This window comes from Lysinibacillus sp. FSL W7-1291 (assembly GCF_038593415.1).
GTDB lineage: Bacteria > Bacillota > Bacilli > Bacillales_A > Planococcaceae > Lysinibacillus > Lysinibacillus fusiformis_D.
On record NZ_CP151994.1, the window covers coordinates 1,495,345 to 1,513,197 of the forward strand.

The following is a 17,853-nucleotide window of genomic DNA, read 5'->3' on the forward strand; positions in this document are numbered from 1 at the left end:
AAACAAAATCAGCGGAGGAGACCTTAAATTTGATATAATGATCGTTCTTCCGTTGAATTGTTAAAAGCATAGATAAATAAACTGGTGATAGGTATGCAACAAGAGTTCGATTAGGGGAAATTGATCTGGCTGATTCTCATATTCGAAAGTGAACTGCGCCGAATTGTTAGATCTACTCTAACAATTAGAGGTGCAGTTTTTCTATGGATAAATTTACTGCTGAGGAAAAATTAGGAGCCGTTTTACGCTATTTAAACGGCAAAGAAGGTTATAGAGAAATGGGGGAAATTATCATCTGCTGATAATACCCTATTGAATCGTTTCTTCTACATTAAAATCTGAAACGTTCTATTTAGACAATTGAAAGCGTACTATGACGGCAATCGTCAAACAAACTGTCAAAGACTATATAAATTTTGATAATGATATCCGAATACAAGCGACACTAAACAACCAGTCGCCGATTTAGTACCGACAACTGATTGGATAATGCTTTTTGATCCCTGTCTTATATTGGGGCAGTCTCAAATTGATTCATCAGGACGCTACTTTTATTTTTGTTGCTGCCATTCACTTACAAGCATGCCGTATACAACATGATCCACATAATGGTCATAGAGCCATTCTGCTGAGCGAATCGTACCTTCTTTTATTAGGCCAAGTCGTTCGGGTATTGCACGGCTTTTGTGATTGGTTTCAGCAACACGAATTTCCACTTTATGCAGCTGCAATGTTTCAAAGGCATATTGTAAGAGAGCTTTTACCGTTTTTGTCATAATGCCATGTCCCTGAGCACCTTCACTTAGCCAATAGCCGATCGTACCAATGTTATTATTCGGATTAATGGCATTAAAGCCAGCTATGCCGACGATTTCATGGTTAAAAAGAATAACGAGGGAGAGACTACTTTTTGATTCATGTCCTTTAATACAGCCCTCAATATAAGCTTTCGTGTCTGCCACTTCCTTCGTGTAATCCAACCATGGTAGCCATTCTTTTAGATACTCTCTAGAGGCATCTGTTAAGGCAAAAACCTTTTCTGCATCCTCCAAGGTGATTGTACGTAAAGATAGATCTTGGTCAATGGTTATTTGCATCTTGTGCACCTCCCAATTATTTTAATGCATCGTGCATAAAGCCCTTCATTTCGCGGCTTAGTACAGTCAGCTCTTCAATGATTTCGCTAAAATCCTGTACAAGCTGTGCTTGCTCATTCGTTGCATCATTGATTTGTCCCATATTTTGCTTTAAGTTTTCAAGATTTCTATTAATATTACGTAAGGAAGATTCTATATTTTCGGTAGCACTAGATGTCTCAAAGGACAATTTTCGAACTTCCTGTGCCACAATATTAAAGCCAGCACCATGCTGTCCAGCGCGAGCAGCCTCTATGGATGCATTTAAACCAAGTAAATTGGTTTGGCGGGAAATGCTTTTGATTAAATCCGTTACGGCATTGGTTTTTTCTGAATCTTCTAGGGCATGCTGTGCCTGCTTATTTATTTCCTCACTAGTAGCCGCTAATTCCTCTGAATGGGAAGCGATTGTGTGGACTTTATCTTGTAGGCTATTGACGATATTATCCATAGTACTCATATAATCTTCGAGTTTAAGCTCATTATCTATTGGTAGGCCAAATGCTAAGGCACCTACTACTTGACCATTTTCACGAATGGGGAATGAAAAAGCATTGATTGCTACGCCGTAAACATCCTTTGGTATAACCACATCTGCATTTTGTCCGTTAAAGGCAATGTAAACATTTTGGTCATTAGCATTTACTTTTTGTCCATCATGATAGCCTGAATCTACACGTTTCCCCGCTAAATACTTGATGACTGTTTCACTATCCTTTTCAATAACAGCTACAATGGCTTCTTGCTTTAATGCAAGGTGAATATAAGGTGCTGCAAGGGCTAAAGCTTCAATAATTTTCATAAAAATTCCTCCAAGTCTAGTCAATGAAAAATGGTTGTGTCATCTGTATTCATTGTGACAATGGTTCTAGATGATTACCTTTACTGTAGCATAATATTTGCCAAGTCAAAATAGTAAATTCCTTTTTATAAATAGCTTTTAAAAAGAGAGTTGGCGTGTTTTGAATGTCAATTAAAATTTGCTTTTTCCTGGTGAAAATGGTGATGAATTTGTCTATTATTTGACGGAGGGATCGTGTGTTTTACGAAATATTGTATTAGAATAATAGTAGTATGTTGAAGAGCTGAAGGAGAGAGAGTCATGGAATATATACAAAAAGGCACGAGAGCGTTTCATAAAGCAAACTGGGCCTTATTTTTGGCAGGCTTTATTACTTTTGCAAATCTCTATATAACGCAGCCATTACTACCGACATTTGCAGATGTGTTTCACGTCTCGCCAGCTGTAGCAAGTTTATCTCTTTCTGTCACTACCTTTGCCTTAGCAGTGAGTTTAATTATTGTTAGTTCTTTATCAGAGGCATGGGGAAGAAAATCATTGATGACGATTTCTATTTTTGCAGCCTCTGTATTGACAGTGGCACTAGCGTTTTCACCTAACTTTGAAATAATTTTAGGATTGCGTGTGCTACAAGGCATCGTTTTTGCAGGTTTACCGGCAATTGCCATGGCTTATTTGGGGGAGGAAATGGAACCAGCAAGCTTAGGTGTTGCCATGGGCTTATACATTAGTGGTAATTCTGTGGGAGGGCTTAGTGGACGAGTCATTATCGGGACATTAACGGACCATTATAACTGGCATATAGGGATGATGGTGCTAGGAGGAATTAGCCTTTTTGTCAGTGTGTTGTTTGTCTGGATGCTGCCAAGCTCCAAGCATTTTAGCCCACGTCCTTTACAATTAAAAGCATTAACTAAAACGCTGTTGCAACATCTGAAGGACCCTTCTATGTTGTGTCTATATGGTATAGGATTTGTTCTAATGGGAAGCTTTGTCACACTTTATAACTATATTGGCTTTCAATTAATGGCCCCTCCCTATAATTTGAGCGCGACCATTGTAGGCTGGATATTTGTCATATACCTAGTAGGGACATTTAGTTCAGCATGGTTTGGTAGCCTAGCCGATCGTTACGGACGCCAACAAATGTTATTACTAGCCATTGCCATTATGTTGGCAGGAGCCATAGTAACACTCAATGGGCTCCTTACTTTAAAAATTATCGGCATTACGGTGTTTACCTTTGGCTTTTTTGCAGCTCATTCTATCGCGAGTGGCTGGGTGAGTAGACGGGCAACACATGATAAAGCGCAAGCATCATCCCTTTATTTATTTTTTTATTATGTTGGTTCGAGTGTTGGCGGGACAGTAGGTGGTGTTTTTTGGATGAAGTATGGCTGGGTAGGTGTGATCGCCATGATTGCTCTATTTTTACTAATTGCTTGCGTGTTATCTTTCTTATTGAAGGAATTAATTGCTAAGCAACATGCTATAACCACTCTATAGTACTAAATGATGTGAGGTGTCGTTTTGCAGGAATTACTTTTGTACTTTTTTATTATACTAACAGCTTCCATTTTGCAAACAAGTACGGGGTTTGGTTTTTCTATCATGGCCACCCCTTTTTTACTGTTGCTTTTTTCTCCGCAAGAGGCAATGCAAATAAATATCGTACTGTCCCTTGTTATTTCATGTTCTCTCATTTGGAAGGTGAGGCATGATATTGATGTCGCTTTGCTGAAGAAGATAATAATTGGTAGTGTTGTGGGCGCTCCTTTTGGTAGTATTTTATTTGCCTTAGTCGATGTCACGACATTTAAACTTATTATCGCCATCCTCTTAATAGGTCTTACGTTTCTCTTGATGAAAAATCTCTCCATTCAACAAACAAGTGGTAGAGATTATGGCGTTGGTTTAATCTCAGGAATGTTTACAACAAGTATTGGTATGGCAGGGCCGCCATTGTTGCTGTATTTTGCGAGCACCCATCGAAATAAGGAAACCATTAGAGCTATTTCACTAGCCTATTATATTTTTATCTATCTTATTAGTTTACTATCTCAAGTCACTGTTGAGGGCACAAGTAAACTGGTTTGGATTTATAGTTTGTATGCCTTGCCTATTGTTTTCATCGGCCTTATTTTAGGACAAATCTTGTTTACTAGGCTCAATCAAAAGCTATTTAAATCATTAATTTATCTTCTTTTAATAGCAGCAGGTATAATTTTATTGATACAAACTATATGGACGATGCTATAAAAAAGAATGGAAGAGAATATTTATCTTCCATTCTCATAGTGTTGAGAAACAAAACCATCCATAGCATTTTTGTGAAAGGTGAAAAAGGATTTCCGTTGGAGGCTACTTGCTTTCCTGTGGGCGAGCGCTGAGCTACTTCCTACGCTACCGCTCAGAGGCTTGCCTGTCTCGCTATATAGTTAACCCATAATATTGTAGCCAGCGTCGATGTAAATTGTTTCACCAGTTACACCACGTGATAGGTGAGATAGCATAACAATCGTCATATCGGCTACTTCGTCTTGTTGAACATTCCGTTTTAATGGAGCTGTTTCTTCAATTTTGTGTAAAATGGTATTAAAAGAAGGTACACCTTTTGCAGCAAGTGTACGAATAGCTCCAGCTGAAATGGCATTGACACGAATATTATCCTGACCAATATCAGCAGCAAGATAGCGCATGGAAGCCTCTAATGCAGCTTTTGCTACACCCATAACATTATAGCCATCAAGCACACGTTCAGCCCCTAAGTAACTCATCGTGACAATAGAGCCACCTTCTGTCATATACGGATGAGCTGCTTTTGCTGTTGAAATAAGTGAATAAGCACTTGTATCTTGTGCAAATGCATAGCCTTCACGAGTTGTTTCAAGGAAGCGGTTGTGTAAGTCTTCGGCGTGGGCAAAAGCTACTGAATGCACAATACCATGAATAACGCCAACCTTTGAGCCGATTTCATCGAAAGCCGCTTTTGTACTGTCATCACTATTTACATCGCATTGCACGATGAGTGAATCAGAATGGCCAATTGTGTCTAATTGCTTTTGTAATTTCTTTAATGAGCGTTCTTGTCGATAGGTGAAAATAACATTTGCACCTACGTCAAATAAGCGTTTCGCAATGCCCCAAGCAATACTACGATCATTTGCTACACCCATAACTACAATGTTTTTATCTTTTAATTGTAATAAATTATCCATCATTATAAAGAACTCCTTTGCGAGATAATATCTGTTATTAGTACCAACTACTAAAATCTTATCATACATAAAATATCGTTGCAATAACAAGATGAAAAGAGAAGTCGTTTCATAAGCAAAAAAAATTCATCTCTTTCTTATGAGAGACGAATTAAAGGTAGTCCTATTTTATTTGTTACCATGCTGTTCATACAGATATACTGCTCGATTAACAGCACTGCTGACGGTGATTCTAAAGCTATTTTGTGAGCGAATGACTTGAGCTAGTATTTTGATTGCTCTTGTTTGATCTCGGTGGAATGTAGCATTGTCTGTTTGAAAATCATCCTCTAAATGAGCGAGAAAATATGGTTTTAGGTGTTGAGGGAGTAATAAATCAGCTTCAGAGCTTTTTTCAAGCGTATTGTACACCCACAGGTCTATTGCATTTGCTAATTGGAAAGCGACAAAATACTGTAAATCATCATTCTCAAATCCCTTTGTTTTTTGAATTATTTGAATCTTTTTGAGCTCGTCTATTAAAAATGTATTGATGGAATAGTTAATTGCTTTAGAAGGATTGAGAATGAGTTCATCGTTGAACTGAGATTTTAAGAAAACCCAGTTATTTAACACGATGGCCCATGAATCTAGTGTATTCAAACATTTAGCACAAACATCTGGAAAAACTGGTTGCCATTTAGCAGCAAGATTTTTAAATAAATTCATATGGTCTTGATTAATAAGAAATAAACTATGTTCAACTTGTAGCTGCTTAAACATTATCATTCCTCCAATAGATTGGTATGTATAGCAATAGACCATATGATTATCTCTTGATGCAAATATTTAATACACATAAGAAGGCACCCAAAGTAGGATGCCTTTTAGGGTATACATTTACTTGAAGACTATTCGAATTTTAATGAATCGCCATCGAAAGTTTCGTCGGCTACTTTGATGGAGTCTGTTGGACAACCTTCAAAAGCATCTTGCATATCTTCTAATAGATCTTCTGGTACTTCAGCAGTTCCCATGTTATCATCTAAAATAACGAAGGCAATCCCTTCATCATCATAATCATAAATGTCTGGCGCTGCGGCTCCACATGCGCCACAGGCGATGCATGTATCTTTATCAACTATTGTGTATTTAGCCATTTTTTTCTCTCCTTTAACGATGTTCCTACAAAGCTTCATACTCATTTTAAAGATGTTTATCTTACATTTCAACTTAAATACTATTAAATTGGAGGAATTTGCGTCAATGTTTCATCAAATTTTATTGCAAATCTTTCAAAAACTCCATAAGGAGCGGACAATTTCGGCAGCCTATCATGTCCTAAGAGGAAAGCGTTCAGGCCAGACAATTCAAGATATTGGTCTTTTTCAGTTGCATCCATATTTTGGTCTGTTGCCGAAACTACCTCGTGCCACATTTGACGAGGCGGTTACCTTATTTATGCAATATAGTTGGTTAAACGTGCAGGAATCCGGTCATTTTTACATGGAAAAGCTAGGATTGCAGCGTGCACAGCAAACACCGACCTTTTTCTTTGATGGTTGGCATTATCGAGGGAATGAGCATGTTTTTTATGCAAGGCTTTCTCTCCTTGTCCAAAGCTTGTCACATCAAACTGCAACAGTTCGTTCTTTTTCACCAATCAGTAGGGATCCAGTAATTCAAGCATGGGTGCGCTCTTTTTTACAGGAGCATCATTACAAGGAGGGTCATTTGCAGCAACAATTAGTGGTAGAATGCACAAATGTACTCCAAACGATCCCTGTTTCAGATGTCAACAAACAGCTTGTTCTTTACCGCCTCAGTGGTTATCGATTACCAGGCTGGACTTGGCAACAGCTTGCATTTGAACGGAAGGAGAACGTGTTAGATAGTCAATTAGCATTTATAGAAACACTACATATATTATTAAATGAAGTGCAACAAAAATTAAATGATTACCCACTGCTTGGTCGAGTGGCTGAAGGGTTAAAAGTGACAATTTTATTAACTGATTCTGCCCAGCAAACAGCACAGTTATATGAGCAAGGCTATTCAATGGAGGAAATTGTACAAAAGCGAAAATTAAAACAAAGTACAATTGAGGATCATTTTGTAGAATTAGCCATGTATGAACCGAACTTTTCTATTGGACCATTCGTCTCATATGAAGAAGCACAAAAAGTTTGGCAGGTATCCAAGCAATATCAAACAAAAAAATTGAAAATATTACATGGAGCATTAGAGGACATGAGTTATTTTCAATTAAGGCTTGTCCTTGCGAAAGGAGAAGTTTAAATGGAACTTGAACAATTATTGCACAAGCATTTTGGTTATTCATCATTTCGACCAGGGCAGAAAGAAGTCATTGAAGCTTTGCTGCAAGAGCAAGACGTTATTGCCTTATTGCCGACAGGAATGGGGAAATCACTCTGCTACCAGCTTCCAGCCTATATATTAGAAAAGCCTGTCTTAATTGTGTCACCATTGCTTTCATTAATGCAGGATCAGGTAGAAGAGCTGAAGCGTTTTGGAGAAAAGAGAGTGATCGCTTTAAATTCTTTTTTATCCCAAACAGAAAAACGCTATGTACTACATTATCTAGAGCAGTATCGGTTTATCTTTACCTCACCAGAAATGTTATTACAGCAGCAGGTACAAGAGAAATTAGCGCAAATGAAGCTTGGCTTAATCGTAGTGGATGAAGCGCACTGTATATCACAATGGGGCTTTGATTTTCGACCGGATTATTTACGAATTGGTGAATGGTTTTCGAGGGGAAATCGCCCGCCAATATTGGCGCTATCCGCCACAGCAACGGATAAGGTCGTTCGAGATATACGTGAGACCCTATCACTCAAGGCGCCATTTGAATTTATGTATAATGTTGACCGTGCAAATATTCATTTAGGTCGTATAGTAGTAGAGGATAAGGCTGATAAAGCTAGGTGGCTCATGCAGCATATTAAAGAAACAGCAGGGCCAGGTATTTTGTATGTATCTTCACGCAAACGTGCGCAGCAATATAGTGAAGCCCTTTTACAAGCAGGTATTCGCACCGCAGCATACCATGCAGGCTATGGAGCAGAAGACCGTCAGTTTATTCAGCAGCAGTTTATAGATGGTGAACTGGATTGGATAGTCGCCACGAATGCTTTTGGTATGGGCATCAATAAACTTAATATACGTCAGGTTATACATGAATCGATGCCTGCCAACATAGCGAATTATATGCAGGAAATAGGTCGTGCAGGGCGTGATGGTCAGTCTGCACTTGCCATTTTGCTGTATAGTGAAGGGGATGAAGAGCTAGCGAAATTTGTTGTGACAGGTGATTTGCCGACACCACACCATGTTGATCGCTATCAGGAGCTGCTTTCCCAGCAAATACAGCCAACACAGATGCTGAAAAATGGTGAGCTGAGCGAGACAGCTTTTCGTGTGCTGGATTATTGGGTGCAACAAGAATCTAGTGAACAAGTGAAGGCTCGATTAAATCATTTAGCCCTAGAGAAATACAGTGCGGTGAACGAAATGCTAAAAATCATTCAGACAAAAGACTGTATTCGTGAACATTTAGTCGGGTATTTTGGGCAAAAATTGCAGAAAAAGCCGGAAAACTGTTGTGAAAATTGTGGAATCCATTATGATGAAATCAAGAAAACACGCTTACAAGAAGATAAGAAAATTGAAATGGTTTCGTGGGAAAGTCGATTGCAGCAACTTTTAATGGGTATTTAGACTAAAACTGACGGTCATTTACTTTTTTCGTAAAATTCGTCATAATAGACATGATAGAAAGCGTAGTAAGGTTGGGGGAAAGGCGAATGAATAAAGAAGATTATCGCGATAAAATAGAAGAACATCGTCAATCATTTGAAGATGAACAAAATGAACAGCAATCCTTATCAAGAGTTTCCAGAATGAATAAAAATGGCAATAAAAATAAAAAGCCAAAAAATACAAGACGGAAAACACCGTTAATGACGATTTTGTTTGTTATTTTTATCCTAATTCCATTAACAATTCTTATTTATTTTTGGAAATTTTATGAGCCAGGAAAAACGATTGAACAAGCTGAAAAAGATACAGCAGAACAGGTCGTCGAATTAGATCCTTCCGAGTCATCTGCATCTGATAAAGAGAAAGATAAAGGTAAGGGACAAGACGATCAAGGAGATAAAAAAGCACAGGAGCAATCTCAAAAAGATGCAGACAAATTAGCAGCTGAACAAAAGGCTGCGGAAGAAGCGAAAAAAGCTGAAGAAGCAAAAAAAGCTGAGGAAGCGAAAAAAGCCGAAGAAGCTAGAATAGCACAACAACAGGCAGAGGCAGCAAGAAAAGCAGAAGAGGCGAAAAAAGCCGAAGAAGCGAAACAAAATGCTAAAGCCACTACACATACTGTCAAAGCGAATGAGAACTTATACCGAATCGCATTGAATCATTATGGCGATGGTAGTGAGGCGACATTAGCTAAAATTCGTGCTTTCAATGGTATGTCTTCAAATACGGTCAGGGTTGGGCAAGTAATTAGGCTACCTTAATAAGATTTTTTAATGGTTATATAGTTTTTCTAGTATAAAATAACAGACAAACGTTCACACCAAAACGTACGTCTGATTTAGCGAAAAGGCGATTCTTCTTAAGAAATGAATCGCCTTTTTGCTGTCGTAAGGAGAAGTGAGGAAATGCTATATATAGGGCTATTTCTTTTAGTTGTCATCGCCTTTCTACTTTATATGTGGAAGGTAGCGCATGAAAATAATGTATTACATCACCAGCTTTCATTACACGGTGAACAGGAACAGGTACGATTATTTTTTATTTCAGATGTACATTTACGTAAAATAAATAAAAAAATGATTGCACAATTAGAGGGACATTTTGATGCTGTGATTATTGGTGGTGACTTTGCAGATAGCCGCACACCTATTGAACGGATTCATGAAAATTTGACTTTATTAAAGTCTATCGCACCAATCTATTTTGTGTGGGGCAATAATGACAGAGAAATTGGAGAAGAAAGGCTAAAGGACATTTTACAGGCCTATCAGGTTCAAATCATTGTCAATGATGCTGTGCTACTTCCTGTAAAAAATCGTTTTTGGTTAAGTGCAATTGAAGATACAACAGTGAAAGAATATAGCTTTGAAAAGGCCTTTGAAAAGGTAGGAGAGCAGGATTTAGTTGTTTTCATTGCACATAACCCAGGTGTTTTTGCCAAAGTTCGAGCAAAGTTCCGAGCAGATTTAATGATGGGGGGACATTTACATGGGGGGCAGATTCGATTCGGTCCTTATGGTGTTCATCCCAACGGTTCCTATCGACAGCGTGATGGTGTCATGACCTTAGTAAGTAATGGCTATGGCACGACATTAGTGCCTTTTCGACTTGGCGCAAAACCTCAATGTCATATTATTGACATTGATATTTCGAGTAAATAACCAACCAATTCTTGTGAGAAGGCGTATAATAAAAAGGTATCGTCTATTCTATAATTATGTGAAAGCATGAAGCAGCAACTAATGCTGTTCAAATTCGATTGGAGTGTCAAGAAATGCAGCAAGCAGATGCAATTATTGTTGGAGGTGGCCCATGTGGCTTAGCAGCAGCAATAGCTTTGCAAAATATTGGATTACAACCTATTGTGATCGAAAAGGGCAATATCGTGAATGCCATCTATCACTATCCTACACATCAAACTTTTTTCAGTACAAGTGAACGTTTAGCTATTGGTGACGTACCTTTTATTATTGAAGGCCGTAAACCAAAACGAAACCAAGCACTTGTTTACTATCGAGAGGTTGTCCGCTTGAAAAATATACAAGTAAATCGCTTTGAAAAAGTGCAAAGTGTTGTGAAAAATAACGATGTGTTCACTGTCACATCTGATAAAGATACGTATGAAACGCCGTATGTAGTAATTGCAACGGGCTATTACGATCACCCGAATTATATAAATATTAAGGGTGAACAGTTACCCAAAGTATTCCATTACTTTAAAGAGGGACATGAATTTTTTGATACGGATGTACTTGTTATTGGTGGCAAAAATTCAGCTATAGATGCTGCGTTGGAATTAAATAAAGCAGGCGCTCGTGTAACAGTTGTCTATCGTGGTAGTGAATATTCTTCAAGCATCAAACCGTGGGTCTTACCTGAATTTGAAGGGGTAGTCAAAACGGGAGAAGTTGACATGCGTTTTAATACGAATGTGCTAGAAATTCGTGAGCATGAAGTGGTTTTAGAAGTAGCTGGGCAAGAGCAAGTAGTAAAAAATGATTTCGTTTTTGCTATGACTGGCTACCATCCAGATCACACTTTTGTCAAAGCGATGGGCGTTGAGATTGATGAAGAAACAGGGCGTCCTTTTGTTACGCCAGAAACGATGGAAACTAATGTCGAGGGCTTATTCATTGCGGGAGTTATTGCAGCAGGGAATAATGCCAATGAAATTTTTATCGAAAATGGGCGTTTCCATGGTGAATGTATTGCTCGAATTATTGAGCAAAGAAAAAAATAATGACCGAGGCTGTATAGGCATCTAGCTTATACAGCCTTTTTAGTAAGGAGGAATCACATTGATTGGGTTGTATTGGGCCCTTAGCTATTTAATGGGAAACTTCATGACAGCTTATTTCGTTGGTAAGGTGTATGGTGTCAATTTGCAGGCAGAGCGTAGTAAAAACTTGGGCGCACGTAATGCAGGAAGTGTTATTGGAAAAGCGGCCTTTGTTTGGACTTTTCTTGGTGATGCACTGAAAGGAGTACTAGTCGTTTGGTTAGGGTATTTGTGGCAATTAGAAGAATGGGTCATGATTGGTGGAGCTGCATGGGTAATAGCCGGACACTTATTTCCTATCTGGTTGAAATTTAATGGCGGAAAAGGTGTGGCTACTTTTATCGGTGTTGGAATCGCCTTATCACCGAGCCTATTTTTATGGATGATTATTGGTACTATGCTTTCGCTTGTCTTTATACGAAGTTTGACACTTAGTATGGTTGGAGGCTTTATTTTCTATATAGGGGCTATTATTCAGGCGGGGAAATTAGAGCCATATGGACTGCTCATTATAGCAATCATGTGCATGCTCATCAAGCATATGTCTAATATTCAGGAATCGTTAAAAAGAAGGAAGTGAAGAGATGTATTGGTGTAAAATTGCCCAAACAAATGCCGAGTTTGAGGCTATCGCTCGATTGAATTATGAAACATTTGTTGAAGAGATTCCACAGCATGAAGCGAATTCGACAAGAATAAAAGTTGATCGATTTCATCAGGAGAATACATATGTCGTTGTGTATAAGGAAACAGAATTAATTGGAATGGTCGCGTTTAGAGATCAACGACCGTTCTCGATTGATGAAAAAATTGGCGAGATTGAGGGATATTTACCTAAAGAAAATTGTGTGAAACCTTGCGAAATTCGATTACTTTCAGTGAAAAAGGGTTATCGAACGGGGCGGGTACTATTGAAACTTACACAAGCTTTAACTACCTTTGCCTACGAAAAAGGCTATACAGCAGCAGTAATTTCAGGGACAACAAGAGAAGAAAAGCTGTATAAGCAGATGGGCTTTAAACAATTTGCACCAGCTGTAGGAGCAAAAGATGCAATATTTTTACCGATGGTGCTAACAAGACATGAATTTGAACAATCATTACAACATAGACTAGCGACGGAACAGTTTACATTTTATCCAGGGCCTGTGAAGCAATTGGAGATGAGTGATTATTCAGATTTATCGCACCGATCGTTACCATTTTATGCACTTTATGAACGAGTGCAAAAAAAGCTACTGCATTTATCGAATGCCAATTATATTGGTGTAATCGTTGGTACGGGAACATTGGCAAATGAAGTGATGCTGGCCCAATTAAAGGCGCAACAATTAGGGAAAGGGCTTATTTTAACAAATGGTGAATTTGGCGAACGTTTACGGAAGCAAGCTACTCGCTGGTCATTATCGTTTGATGTAGTGGAGAAAGACTGGGGGACAGCGTTTGATGGAGATGAGGTGGCGTCACTGCTTGAAACGGGGGCTTATCAGTGGATGCTAGCAGTGCATGGTGAGACTTCCACAGGGACTTGTAATGATTTAGAGCATTTGAGTGAGCTAGCTAAGCAATACCATGTAAAGCTATGTATAGATAGTATCAGTACGTTTGGTGCCATGCCATTTTCTTTACAAGACTGTTATTTGGCTACAGCAGTGAGTGGCAAAGCCATCGGTGCGTTAAGCGGGCTAGCATTTGTGTTTTCACAATCCCTTGTACCACCAGCTGCTACATTACCTGCTTATCTTGATTTAGCAAATTATCAGCAAGGTGCCATACCATTTACACTACCTGCAATGTTATTGGGTAATGTTGAGGTGGCATTACAAGCCTATCCAGCACGCTATGAGCAGCTACAGCAACGCTTTCAGGCACTGCTGCAGCTTCCCATCATGCAATATCAATACCGAACAGTCCACTATCCAATGCTTGTAACTGTTCGATTGCCAAGTACTTATTCTAACCTACCCATTGATCTAGCATTAAATGGGCTATTGGTTCATGGTGAAAGTCATTATTTACAACAAAGGGGATTCATTCAATTTTCCGTAATACAACCAGATTTCGACGAAGCCCTAGCTCGTCTTCGTGAAATATTGTACTACTATGAACAAGTGATAGCGGCAGAGCAAAGTACCAGCTAAAAATATATTGCCTTTACAGGAAAAAATCCTTTAAGTTAATAGGCGTGCCTGTAGTGTTTAGACCTATTAACAATTTTAAGCGTGCCTTTTGGCCATTAATACCTGTGGCGAAAATTGCACCTAAGTCTTCCAGCATTTTCCCTCCACCAATGTAGCCATAAACACCCTCTGCAATCCCATTGAAGCAGCGGGATACGAGTACTACTGGAATGTCTCGCTGTAAAAGGCTTTCAATTCCTTTTACTACAGATGGAGGGACATTCCCTTGACCTAGTCCTTCCAGTACGACGCCATCATATTTGCATGCAAGCACGATATCTAGTAAATCTTCCTCCATTCCAGCATACACTTTTAACATCGCCACGCGCTTGGATAAATTGTTAACATCTACATATTGTCGACGAATGGGTGCATGATGGAATAGGATACGTGATTTTGTAATTAATCCAATCGGCCCATACTGTGGAGATTGGAAAGTATTCACTGAGCTCGTGCTTGTTTTAGTTGTGTTAACAGCAAGATGAACCTCATCATTCATGACAACAAGTACCCCTTTATTACGTGCTTCTTCATCGACGGCTACTCGGACTGCTTCCACTAAATTATAAATGCCATCTGCCCCTAGTTCGTTAGAAGAGCGCATGGCACCTGTCAGTACAATGGGGATGTCTAAGTTCGTTGTTAGCTCTAAGAAATAGGCAGTTTCTTCTAAAGTATCCGTACCATGTGTGATGACAACACCATCGATTGGCTGTGCTGTCATTTGCTCCATAATCACGTTGCGCAATTGTAGCATTTCCTTCGGTGTGATATGTGGAGAAGGAAGGTTAAAAGCTTCTATTTCGATGATGCTTGCAAGTGAAGCTAGTTTATTACTTTCCTTCATAAGGGGATTTTCTTCATTCGGCATGACTGCTCCTTCAGCACTCATAGCCATGGAGATTGTGCCGCCAGTATGAATTAATAAAATTGTTTTTTTCATAAAAAATAAAATCTCCTTTTAAAAAGTTTTTTTGTCATTACATGGTATAATAATAGCAGTCTAATTGTTGAAAGGAGCCGGCATCATGATCATTTTATTATCTGCTGCCATTGCTCCCGGTCTAGCGCTTTTTAGTTATTTCTATTTGCGCAATCAGATGGCTACGGAGCCAAGAAGAACTTTACTACAAACGTTTTTATACGGTGCATTCTTAACGTTCCCAATCATGTTTTTACAGTATGTATTAACAGAGGAAGGGGTTTTTCGATATCTTTATCTTCAAGATGTTCTTTTTTCTAGTGTCATTGAAGAGTTTTTTAAATGGTTTGTGCTATTAATTGCAATCTATAATCATGTAGAATTTGATGACCCATACGATGGGATATTATATGGTGCCAGCATATCACTTGGTTTTGCTACGATTGAAAATGTTCTCTATTTACTGTCCTTTGGCTTGGACACGGCATTCATGCGAGCCTTATTACCAGTATCGAGCCATGCATTGTTTGGTGTCGTAATGGGCTATTATTATGGACGGGCTAAGTTTTCAAAGCTTGTTAAGACGAAAGAAATGATTGCTATGGCGCTCTGTGCACCAGTTGTACTTCACATTCTATACAATACAATATTATCATTCAAAGGTCACTGGGTTTATTTAATGATACCTTTTATGTTGTTTTTATGGTGGTTTGGCTTGCGCAAAGTAAAACTTGCTCATTACCATCTGGTACAACATCTCCATATGCAAAAGAAAATTTAAAGCGTAGAAATCGTCAACGATTTCTACGCTTTATTTCTGTTTTAGCATGTATAAATTACTCCTTTTGTTTCAAGCTATAAAAAAAAGGAGTGATAAAAGTGCGTTTAGTAAGCATACTTTTTGCTTTGATATTAGGAATTAGTATAATTGCGATTCCTCAAAATGATGCCAATGCATTTAGCGATCAGCAAATTACTCGTGGTGCCTATGGAGATGATGTTATTGAATTACAGGCTAGGCTACAATACTTAGGTTTTTATAAGAGTAAAATTGATGGCAAATTTGGCTATAACACATACTGGGCTTTGCGTAATTTCCAAGAGAATTATGGTTTACCAGTAGACGGGATTGCCGGCACTAAGACAAAAAAAGCATTAGCAGGCAATTCTGATTATGATGAAAAATGGGTTAAGGCACAATTAAATGCAGGAAATCAATTTACTTACTATGGCGGTAAGCCACTTGATCAACAAGTGAAAAAAGGCACTGGCGGTGGTAATAGCAGTGGAAGTAGCAATAAGAATGGTACACAGACACAGGTTCCACCAAAATATACGGAACGAGATTTACAATTAATAGCCAATGCCGTTTATGGAGAAGCTAGGGGAGAACCTTATGAGGGGCAAGTAGCAGTAGCGGCCGTTATTTTGAACCGCTTGGAAAGCCCAGATTTCCCGAATACTATTTCAGGTATTATCTTCCAACCGTTAGCGTTTACAGCAGTAGCAGATGGTCAAATTTGGCTAGAACCAAATGAACGTGCAAAAGAAGCTGTTATTGATGCTATGAACGGCTGGGACCCATCTGAAAATGCATTGTATTATTTCAATCCTAAAACAGCAACAAGTAAATGGATTTGGTCACGCCCACAAATTAAACAAATAGGAGAGCATATTTTCTGTTCATAGGAAGGAGGAACATAGATGAAAACTTGGCTCGTGGTCTTAACAATCGCTGTCATTGGATTAGGAGCATATAGTATTAATTTACATGGAGATAAAGAAGATTTACAACGTACCGTGCTCGCACAGTATACAGATAAGTTAACAGATGCTTCTGAAAAACTGTCCCATCTTCAGCGTTCAGTATCGCAATCCCTCTTGTTTCAAGACGAGCAGGCGATTCACAATGAGCTAGACTCAGTTTGGCGTTTAAGCTCAGAAGTTCGTTCTTCTATTGCAAATATTCCTATTGGACAAGAATTATCGAATCAATGGATGAATTACTTAGGGCGACTTGGCGATGAAGCTAAAAGAACAGCCAAAACAGGTGATTATGATGCTTGGCGTGAAAAGATGCCACAGGTGTCAACCAATTTACAGTCTCTTTCTGATGAATGGACAGCTGCAACCGTTGATTTTTATAAGCATGATGGAAAAATGGATATTTGGCTACAGCAAGTAGATAATAAAAATCCAAATACACAATTTGATACTGTGAAAGATACGTTAAAAGGCTATGGTGAAAAGGATTTCCCATTAACTTTATCTGAATCTGATTGGCAGAAAAAAATTGAGTTAAAGGCATTGCAGGATGCCGTTATTACCGAAAAAGAAGCACTAGAAAAAGTGAAATATTTATTCCCAGTCATTAAAGATGCTACATTCACTGTCACAAAAAGTAGTGATACAGCACCATATCCTTTCTATCATATCCAATTCCACCAAGGGATACGTCTAGGGTATGTTGATTTAACAGAAAAGGGTGGCCATTTATTATCCTATTTAGTAGAACGACCTGTTGATGAAGCTAAGCTATCACAAGAAGAAGTTCTTAAAAAGGCACAAGATTATGTTAAGAAATTAGGCATGAAGGATGTAGCCTATGTGGAATCACGTGAAAACCACCAAGCATGGCATGTGACATTTGCCCGTGTAAATCCAGGCGATAATGCGTTAATTTATGCTGACGGTGTGCAATTAAAATTAGCGAAAGATACAGGTGAGCTATTAGGTGCTAATGCGATGGAATATATTCAAGAAGAGAATATCAAACCGCAAACTGCTAAGCCTATTGATTGGAAAACGTTCTTCCAGGACGATATTCAAGTACAAGAAGTAAAAAATATTTATACAGATAATGGACAATTTGAACAACGTCTTTGCTATGAGGTCATTGCATTACGTGACGGAAATACACAAGAAACATTCCGAATCGTTATTGATGCGGAAAATCACAACGTATTAAAAGTAGAATATCTCACTTAGTAATAAGAAAATACTACCAATTTTTATAGCCAAAATAAACATCTCATGAGATAATTAAACTATAAT

The 17,853-nt window shown here is 38.5% G+C and carries 18 protein-coding genes and 1 pseudogene; 13 read left to right on the top strand and 6 right to left on the bottom strand.

The genetic code is table 11. From position 1 onward, the window contains the following. Positions 1–285: 285 nt before the first annotated feature. Positions 286–469: pseudogene (locus NST76_RS07115) on the top strand (IS3 family transposase); the annotation flags it as partial. An 82-nt stretch (positions 470–551) separates the two neighbouring features. Here the strand turns inward: NST76_RS07115 and NST76_RS07120 are convergent. Next, on the bottom strand, positions 552–1,097 hold the full coding sequence (locus tag NST76_RS07120; RefSeq protein ID WP_058844231.1) for a GNAT family protein: 546 nt from the start codon (positions 1,095–1,097) through the stop codon (positions 552–554). 16 nt (positions 1,098–1,113) lie between these two features. Continuing rightward, positions 1,114–1,938 (bottom strand): methyl-accepting chemotaxis protein, encoded by an 825-nt coding sequence (locus NST76_RS07125; protein ID WP_036126881.1) that lies wholly within the window; start codon positions 1,936–1,938, stop codon positions 1,114–1,116. A 300-nt stretch (positions 1,939–2,238) separates the two neighbouring features. On the opposite strand from NST76_RS07125, the gene NST76_RS07130 reads away from it, so the two are divergent. Then, a complete protein-coding gene (locus NST76_RS07130; RefSeq protein ID WP_058844232.1) occupies positions 2,239–3,444 on the top strand; it encodes an MFS transporter in 1,206 nt (401 codons plus the stop codon). A gap of 24 nt (positions 3,445–3,468) precedes the next feature. Then, on the top strand, positions 3,469–4,197 hold the full coding sequence (locus NST76_RS07135) for a sulfite exporter TauE/SafE family protein (RefSeq protein WP_058844233.1): 729 nt from the start codon (positions 3,469–3,471) through the stop codon (positions 4,195–4,197). A gap of 179 nt (positions 4,198–4,376) precedes the next feature. Here NST76_RS07135 and NST76_RS07140 read toward each other — a convergent pair whose 3' ends face one another. The 3 genes from NST76_RS07140 to NST76_RS07150 form a co-directional block, all read right to left on the bottom strand. Continuing rightward, positions 4,377–5,159, bottom strand: a complete 783-nt coding sequence (locus NST76_RS07140; protein ID WP_080717138.1) for an SDR family oxidoreductase — start codon at positions 5,157–5,159, stop codon at positions 4,377–4,379. Positions 5,160–5,324: 165 nt separating this feature from the next. Then, on the bottom strand, positions 5,325–5,918 hold the full coding sequence (locus NST76_RS07145; protein ID WP_058844234.1) for a hypothetical protein: 594 nt from the start codon (positions 5,916–5,918) through the stop codon (positions 5,325–5,327). A gap of 128 nt (positions 5,919–6,046) precedes the next feature. Next, on the bottom strand, positions 6,047–6,295 hold the full coding sequence (locus NST76_RS07150; RefSeq protein ID WP_004232564.1) for a ferredoxin: 249 nt from the start codon (positions 6,293–6,295) through the stop codon (positions 6,047–6,049). A 106-nt stretch (positions 6,296–6,401) separates the two neighbouring features. On the opposite strand from NST76_RS07150, the gene NST76_RS07155 reads away from it, so the two are divergent. The 7 genes from NST76_RS07155 to NST76_RS07185 all read left to right on the top strand — a co-directional run bounded on the left by NST76_RS07155 (position 6,402) and on the right by NST76_RS07185 (position 13,838). Continuing rightward, a complete protein-coding gene (locus NST76_RS07155) occupies positions 6,402–7,433 on the top strand; it encodes a helix-turn-helix domain-containing protein (protein WP_342544868.1) in 1,032 nt (343 codons plus the stop codon). Continuing rightward, entirely contained in the window at positions 7,434–8,876 is a 1,443-nt protein-coding gene (locus NST76_RS07160; protein WP_058844236.1) for an ATP-dependent DNA helicase RecQ, read from the top strand. Positions 8,877–8,962: 86 nt separating this feature from the next. Beyond that, complete coding sequence (locus NST76_RS07165) at positions 8,963–9,679, top strand: LysM peptidoglycan-binding domain-containing protein (RefSeq protein ID WP_036126804.1); 717 nt, start codon at positions 8,963–8,965, stop codon at positions 9,677–9,679. A 144-nt stretch (positions 9,680–9,823) separates the two neighbouring features. Continuing rightward, positions 9,824–10,579, top strand: coding sequence for a metallophosphoesterase (locus tag NST76_RS07170; RefSeq protein ID WP_036126801.1), 756 nt, complete (start codon positions 9,824–9,826; stop codon positions 10,577–10,579). Between the two features lie 113 nt (positions 10,580–10,692). After that, positions 10,693–11,658, top strand: a complete 966-nt coding sequence (locus NST76_RS07175; protein WP_036126799.1) for a YpdA family putative bacillithiol disulfide reductase — start codon at positions 10,693–10,695, stop codon at positions 11,656–11,658. Between the two features lie 58 nt (positions 11,659–11,716). Further along, positions 11,717–12,277 carry a glycerol-3-phosphate acyltransferase gene (locus tag NST76_RS07180; protein WP_330493529.1) on the top strand — a complete coding sequence of 187 codons (561 nt, stop codon included), beginning with the start codon at positions 11,717–11,719 and terminating at the stop codon, positions 12,275–12,277. Between the two features lie 4 nt (positions 12,278–12,281). Next, on the top strand, positions 12,282–13,838 hold the full coding sequence (locus NST76_RS07185; protein WP_036126797.1) for an aminotransferase class V-fold PLP-dependent enzyme: 1,557 nt from the start codon (positions 12,282–12,284) through the stop codon (positions 13,836–13,838). A gap of 13 nt (positions 13,839–13,851) precedes the next feature. Here the strand turns inward: NST76_RS07185 and NST76_RS07190 are convergent, their stop codons facing one another. Further along, positions 13,852–14,820 (bottom strand): asparaginase, encoded by a 969-nt coding sequence (locus tag NST76_RS07190; protein WP_036126794.1) that lies wholly within the window; start codon positions 14,818–14,820, stop codon positions 13,852–13,854. An 85-nt stretch (positions 14,821–14,905) separates the two neighbouring features. Here NST76_RS07190 and prsW point away from each other — a divergent pair, with 85 nt between their 5' ends. The 3 genes from prsW to NST76_RS07205 all read left to right on the top strand — a co-directional run bounded on the left by prsW (position 14,906) and on the right by NST76_RS07205 (position 17,787). After that, a complete protein-coding gene (prsW, locus tag NST76_RS07195) occupies positions 14,906–15,580 on the top strand; it encodes a glutamic-type intramembrane protease PrsW (RefSeq protein WP_036126792.1) in 675 nt (224 codons plus the stop codon). Between the two features lie 98 nt (positions 15,581–15,678). Further along, positions 15,679–16,488, top strand: a complete 810-nt coding sequence (sleB, locus tag NST76_RS07200) for a spore cortex-lytic enzyme (protein ID WP_036126789.1) — start codon at positions 15,679–15,681, stop codon at positions 16,486–16,488. 15 nt (positions 16,489–16,503) lie between these two features. Continuing rightward, a complete protein-coding gene (locus NST76_RS07205; RefSeq protein ID WP_036126787.1) occupies positions 16,504–17,787 on the top strand; it encodes a PepSY1/2 domain-containing protein in 1,284 nt (427 codons plus the stop codon). The last annotated feature ends 66 nt before the right edge of the window (positions 17,788–17,853 follow it).

Excerpts from the sequence above, each read along its gene's own strand:
- NST76_RS07120 (WP_058844231.1), bottom strand. The coding sequence starts at position 1,097 with ATGCAAATAACCATTGACCAAGATCTATCTTTACGTACAATCACCTTG.
- NST76_RS07125 (WP_036126881.1), bottom strand. The coding sequence starts at position 1,938 with ATGAAAATTATTGAAGCTTTAGCCCTTGCAGCACCTTATATTCACCTT.
- NST76_RS07130 (WP_058844232.1), top strand. The coding sequence starts at position 2,239 with ATGGAATATATACAAAAAGGCACGAGAGCGTTTCATAAAGCAAACTGG.
- NST76_RS07140 (WP_080717138.1), bottom strand. The coding sequence starts at position 5,159 with ATGATGGATAATTTATTACAATTAAAAGATAAAAACATTGTAGTTATG.
- NST76_RS07145 (WP_058844234.1), bottom strand. The coding sequence starts at position 5,918 with ATGTTTAAGCAGCTACAAGTTGAACATAGTTTATTTCTTATTAATCAA.
- NST76_RS07150 (WP_004232564.1), bottom strand. The coding sequence starts at position 6,295 with ATGGCTAAATACACAATAGTTGATAAAGATACATGCATCGCCTGTGGC.
- NST76_RS07155 (WP_342544868.1), top strand. The coding sequence starts at position 6,402 with ATGTTTCATCAAATTTTATTGCAAATCTTTCAAAAACTCCATAAGGAG.
- NST76_RS07160 (WP_058844236.1), top strand. The coding sequence starts at position 7,434 with ATGGAACTTGAACAATTATTGCACAAGCATTTTGGTTATTCATCATTT.
- NST76_RS07165 (WP_036126804.1), top strand. The coding sequence starts at position 8,963 with ATGAATAAAGAAGATTATCGCGATAAAATAGAAGAACATCGTCAATCA.
- NST76_RS07170 (WP_036126801.1), top strand. The coding sequence starts at position 9,824 with ATGCTATATATAGGGCTATTTCTTTTAGTTGTCATCGCCTTTCTACTT.
- NST76_RS07175 (WP_036126799.1), top strand. The coding sequence starts at position 10,693 with ATGCAGCAAGCAGATGCAATTATTGTTGGAGGTGGCCCATGTGGCTTA.
- NST76_RS07185 (WP_036126797.1), top strand. The coding sequence starts at position 12,282 with ATGTATTGGTGTAAAATTGCCCAAACAAATGCCGAGTTTGAGGCTATC.
- NST76_RS07190 (WP_036126794.1), bottom strand. The coding sequence starts at position 14,820 with ATGAAAAAAACAATTTTATTAATTCATACTGGCGGCACAATCTCCATG.
- prsW (WP_036126792.1), top strand. The coding sequence starts at position 14,906 with ATGATCATTTTATTATCTGCTGCCATTGCTCCCGGTCTAGCGCTTTTT.
- NST76_RS07205 (WP_036126787.1), top strand. The coding sequence starts at position 16,504 with ATGAAAACTTGGCTCGTGGTCTTAACAATCGCTGTCATTGGATTAGGA.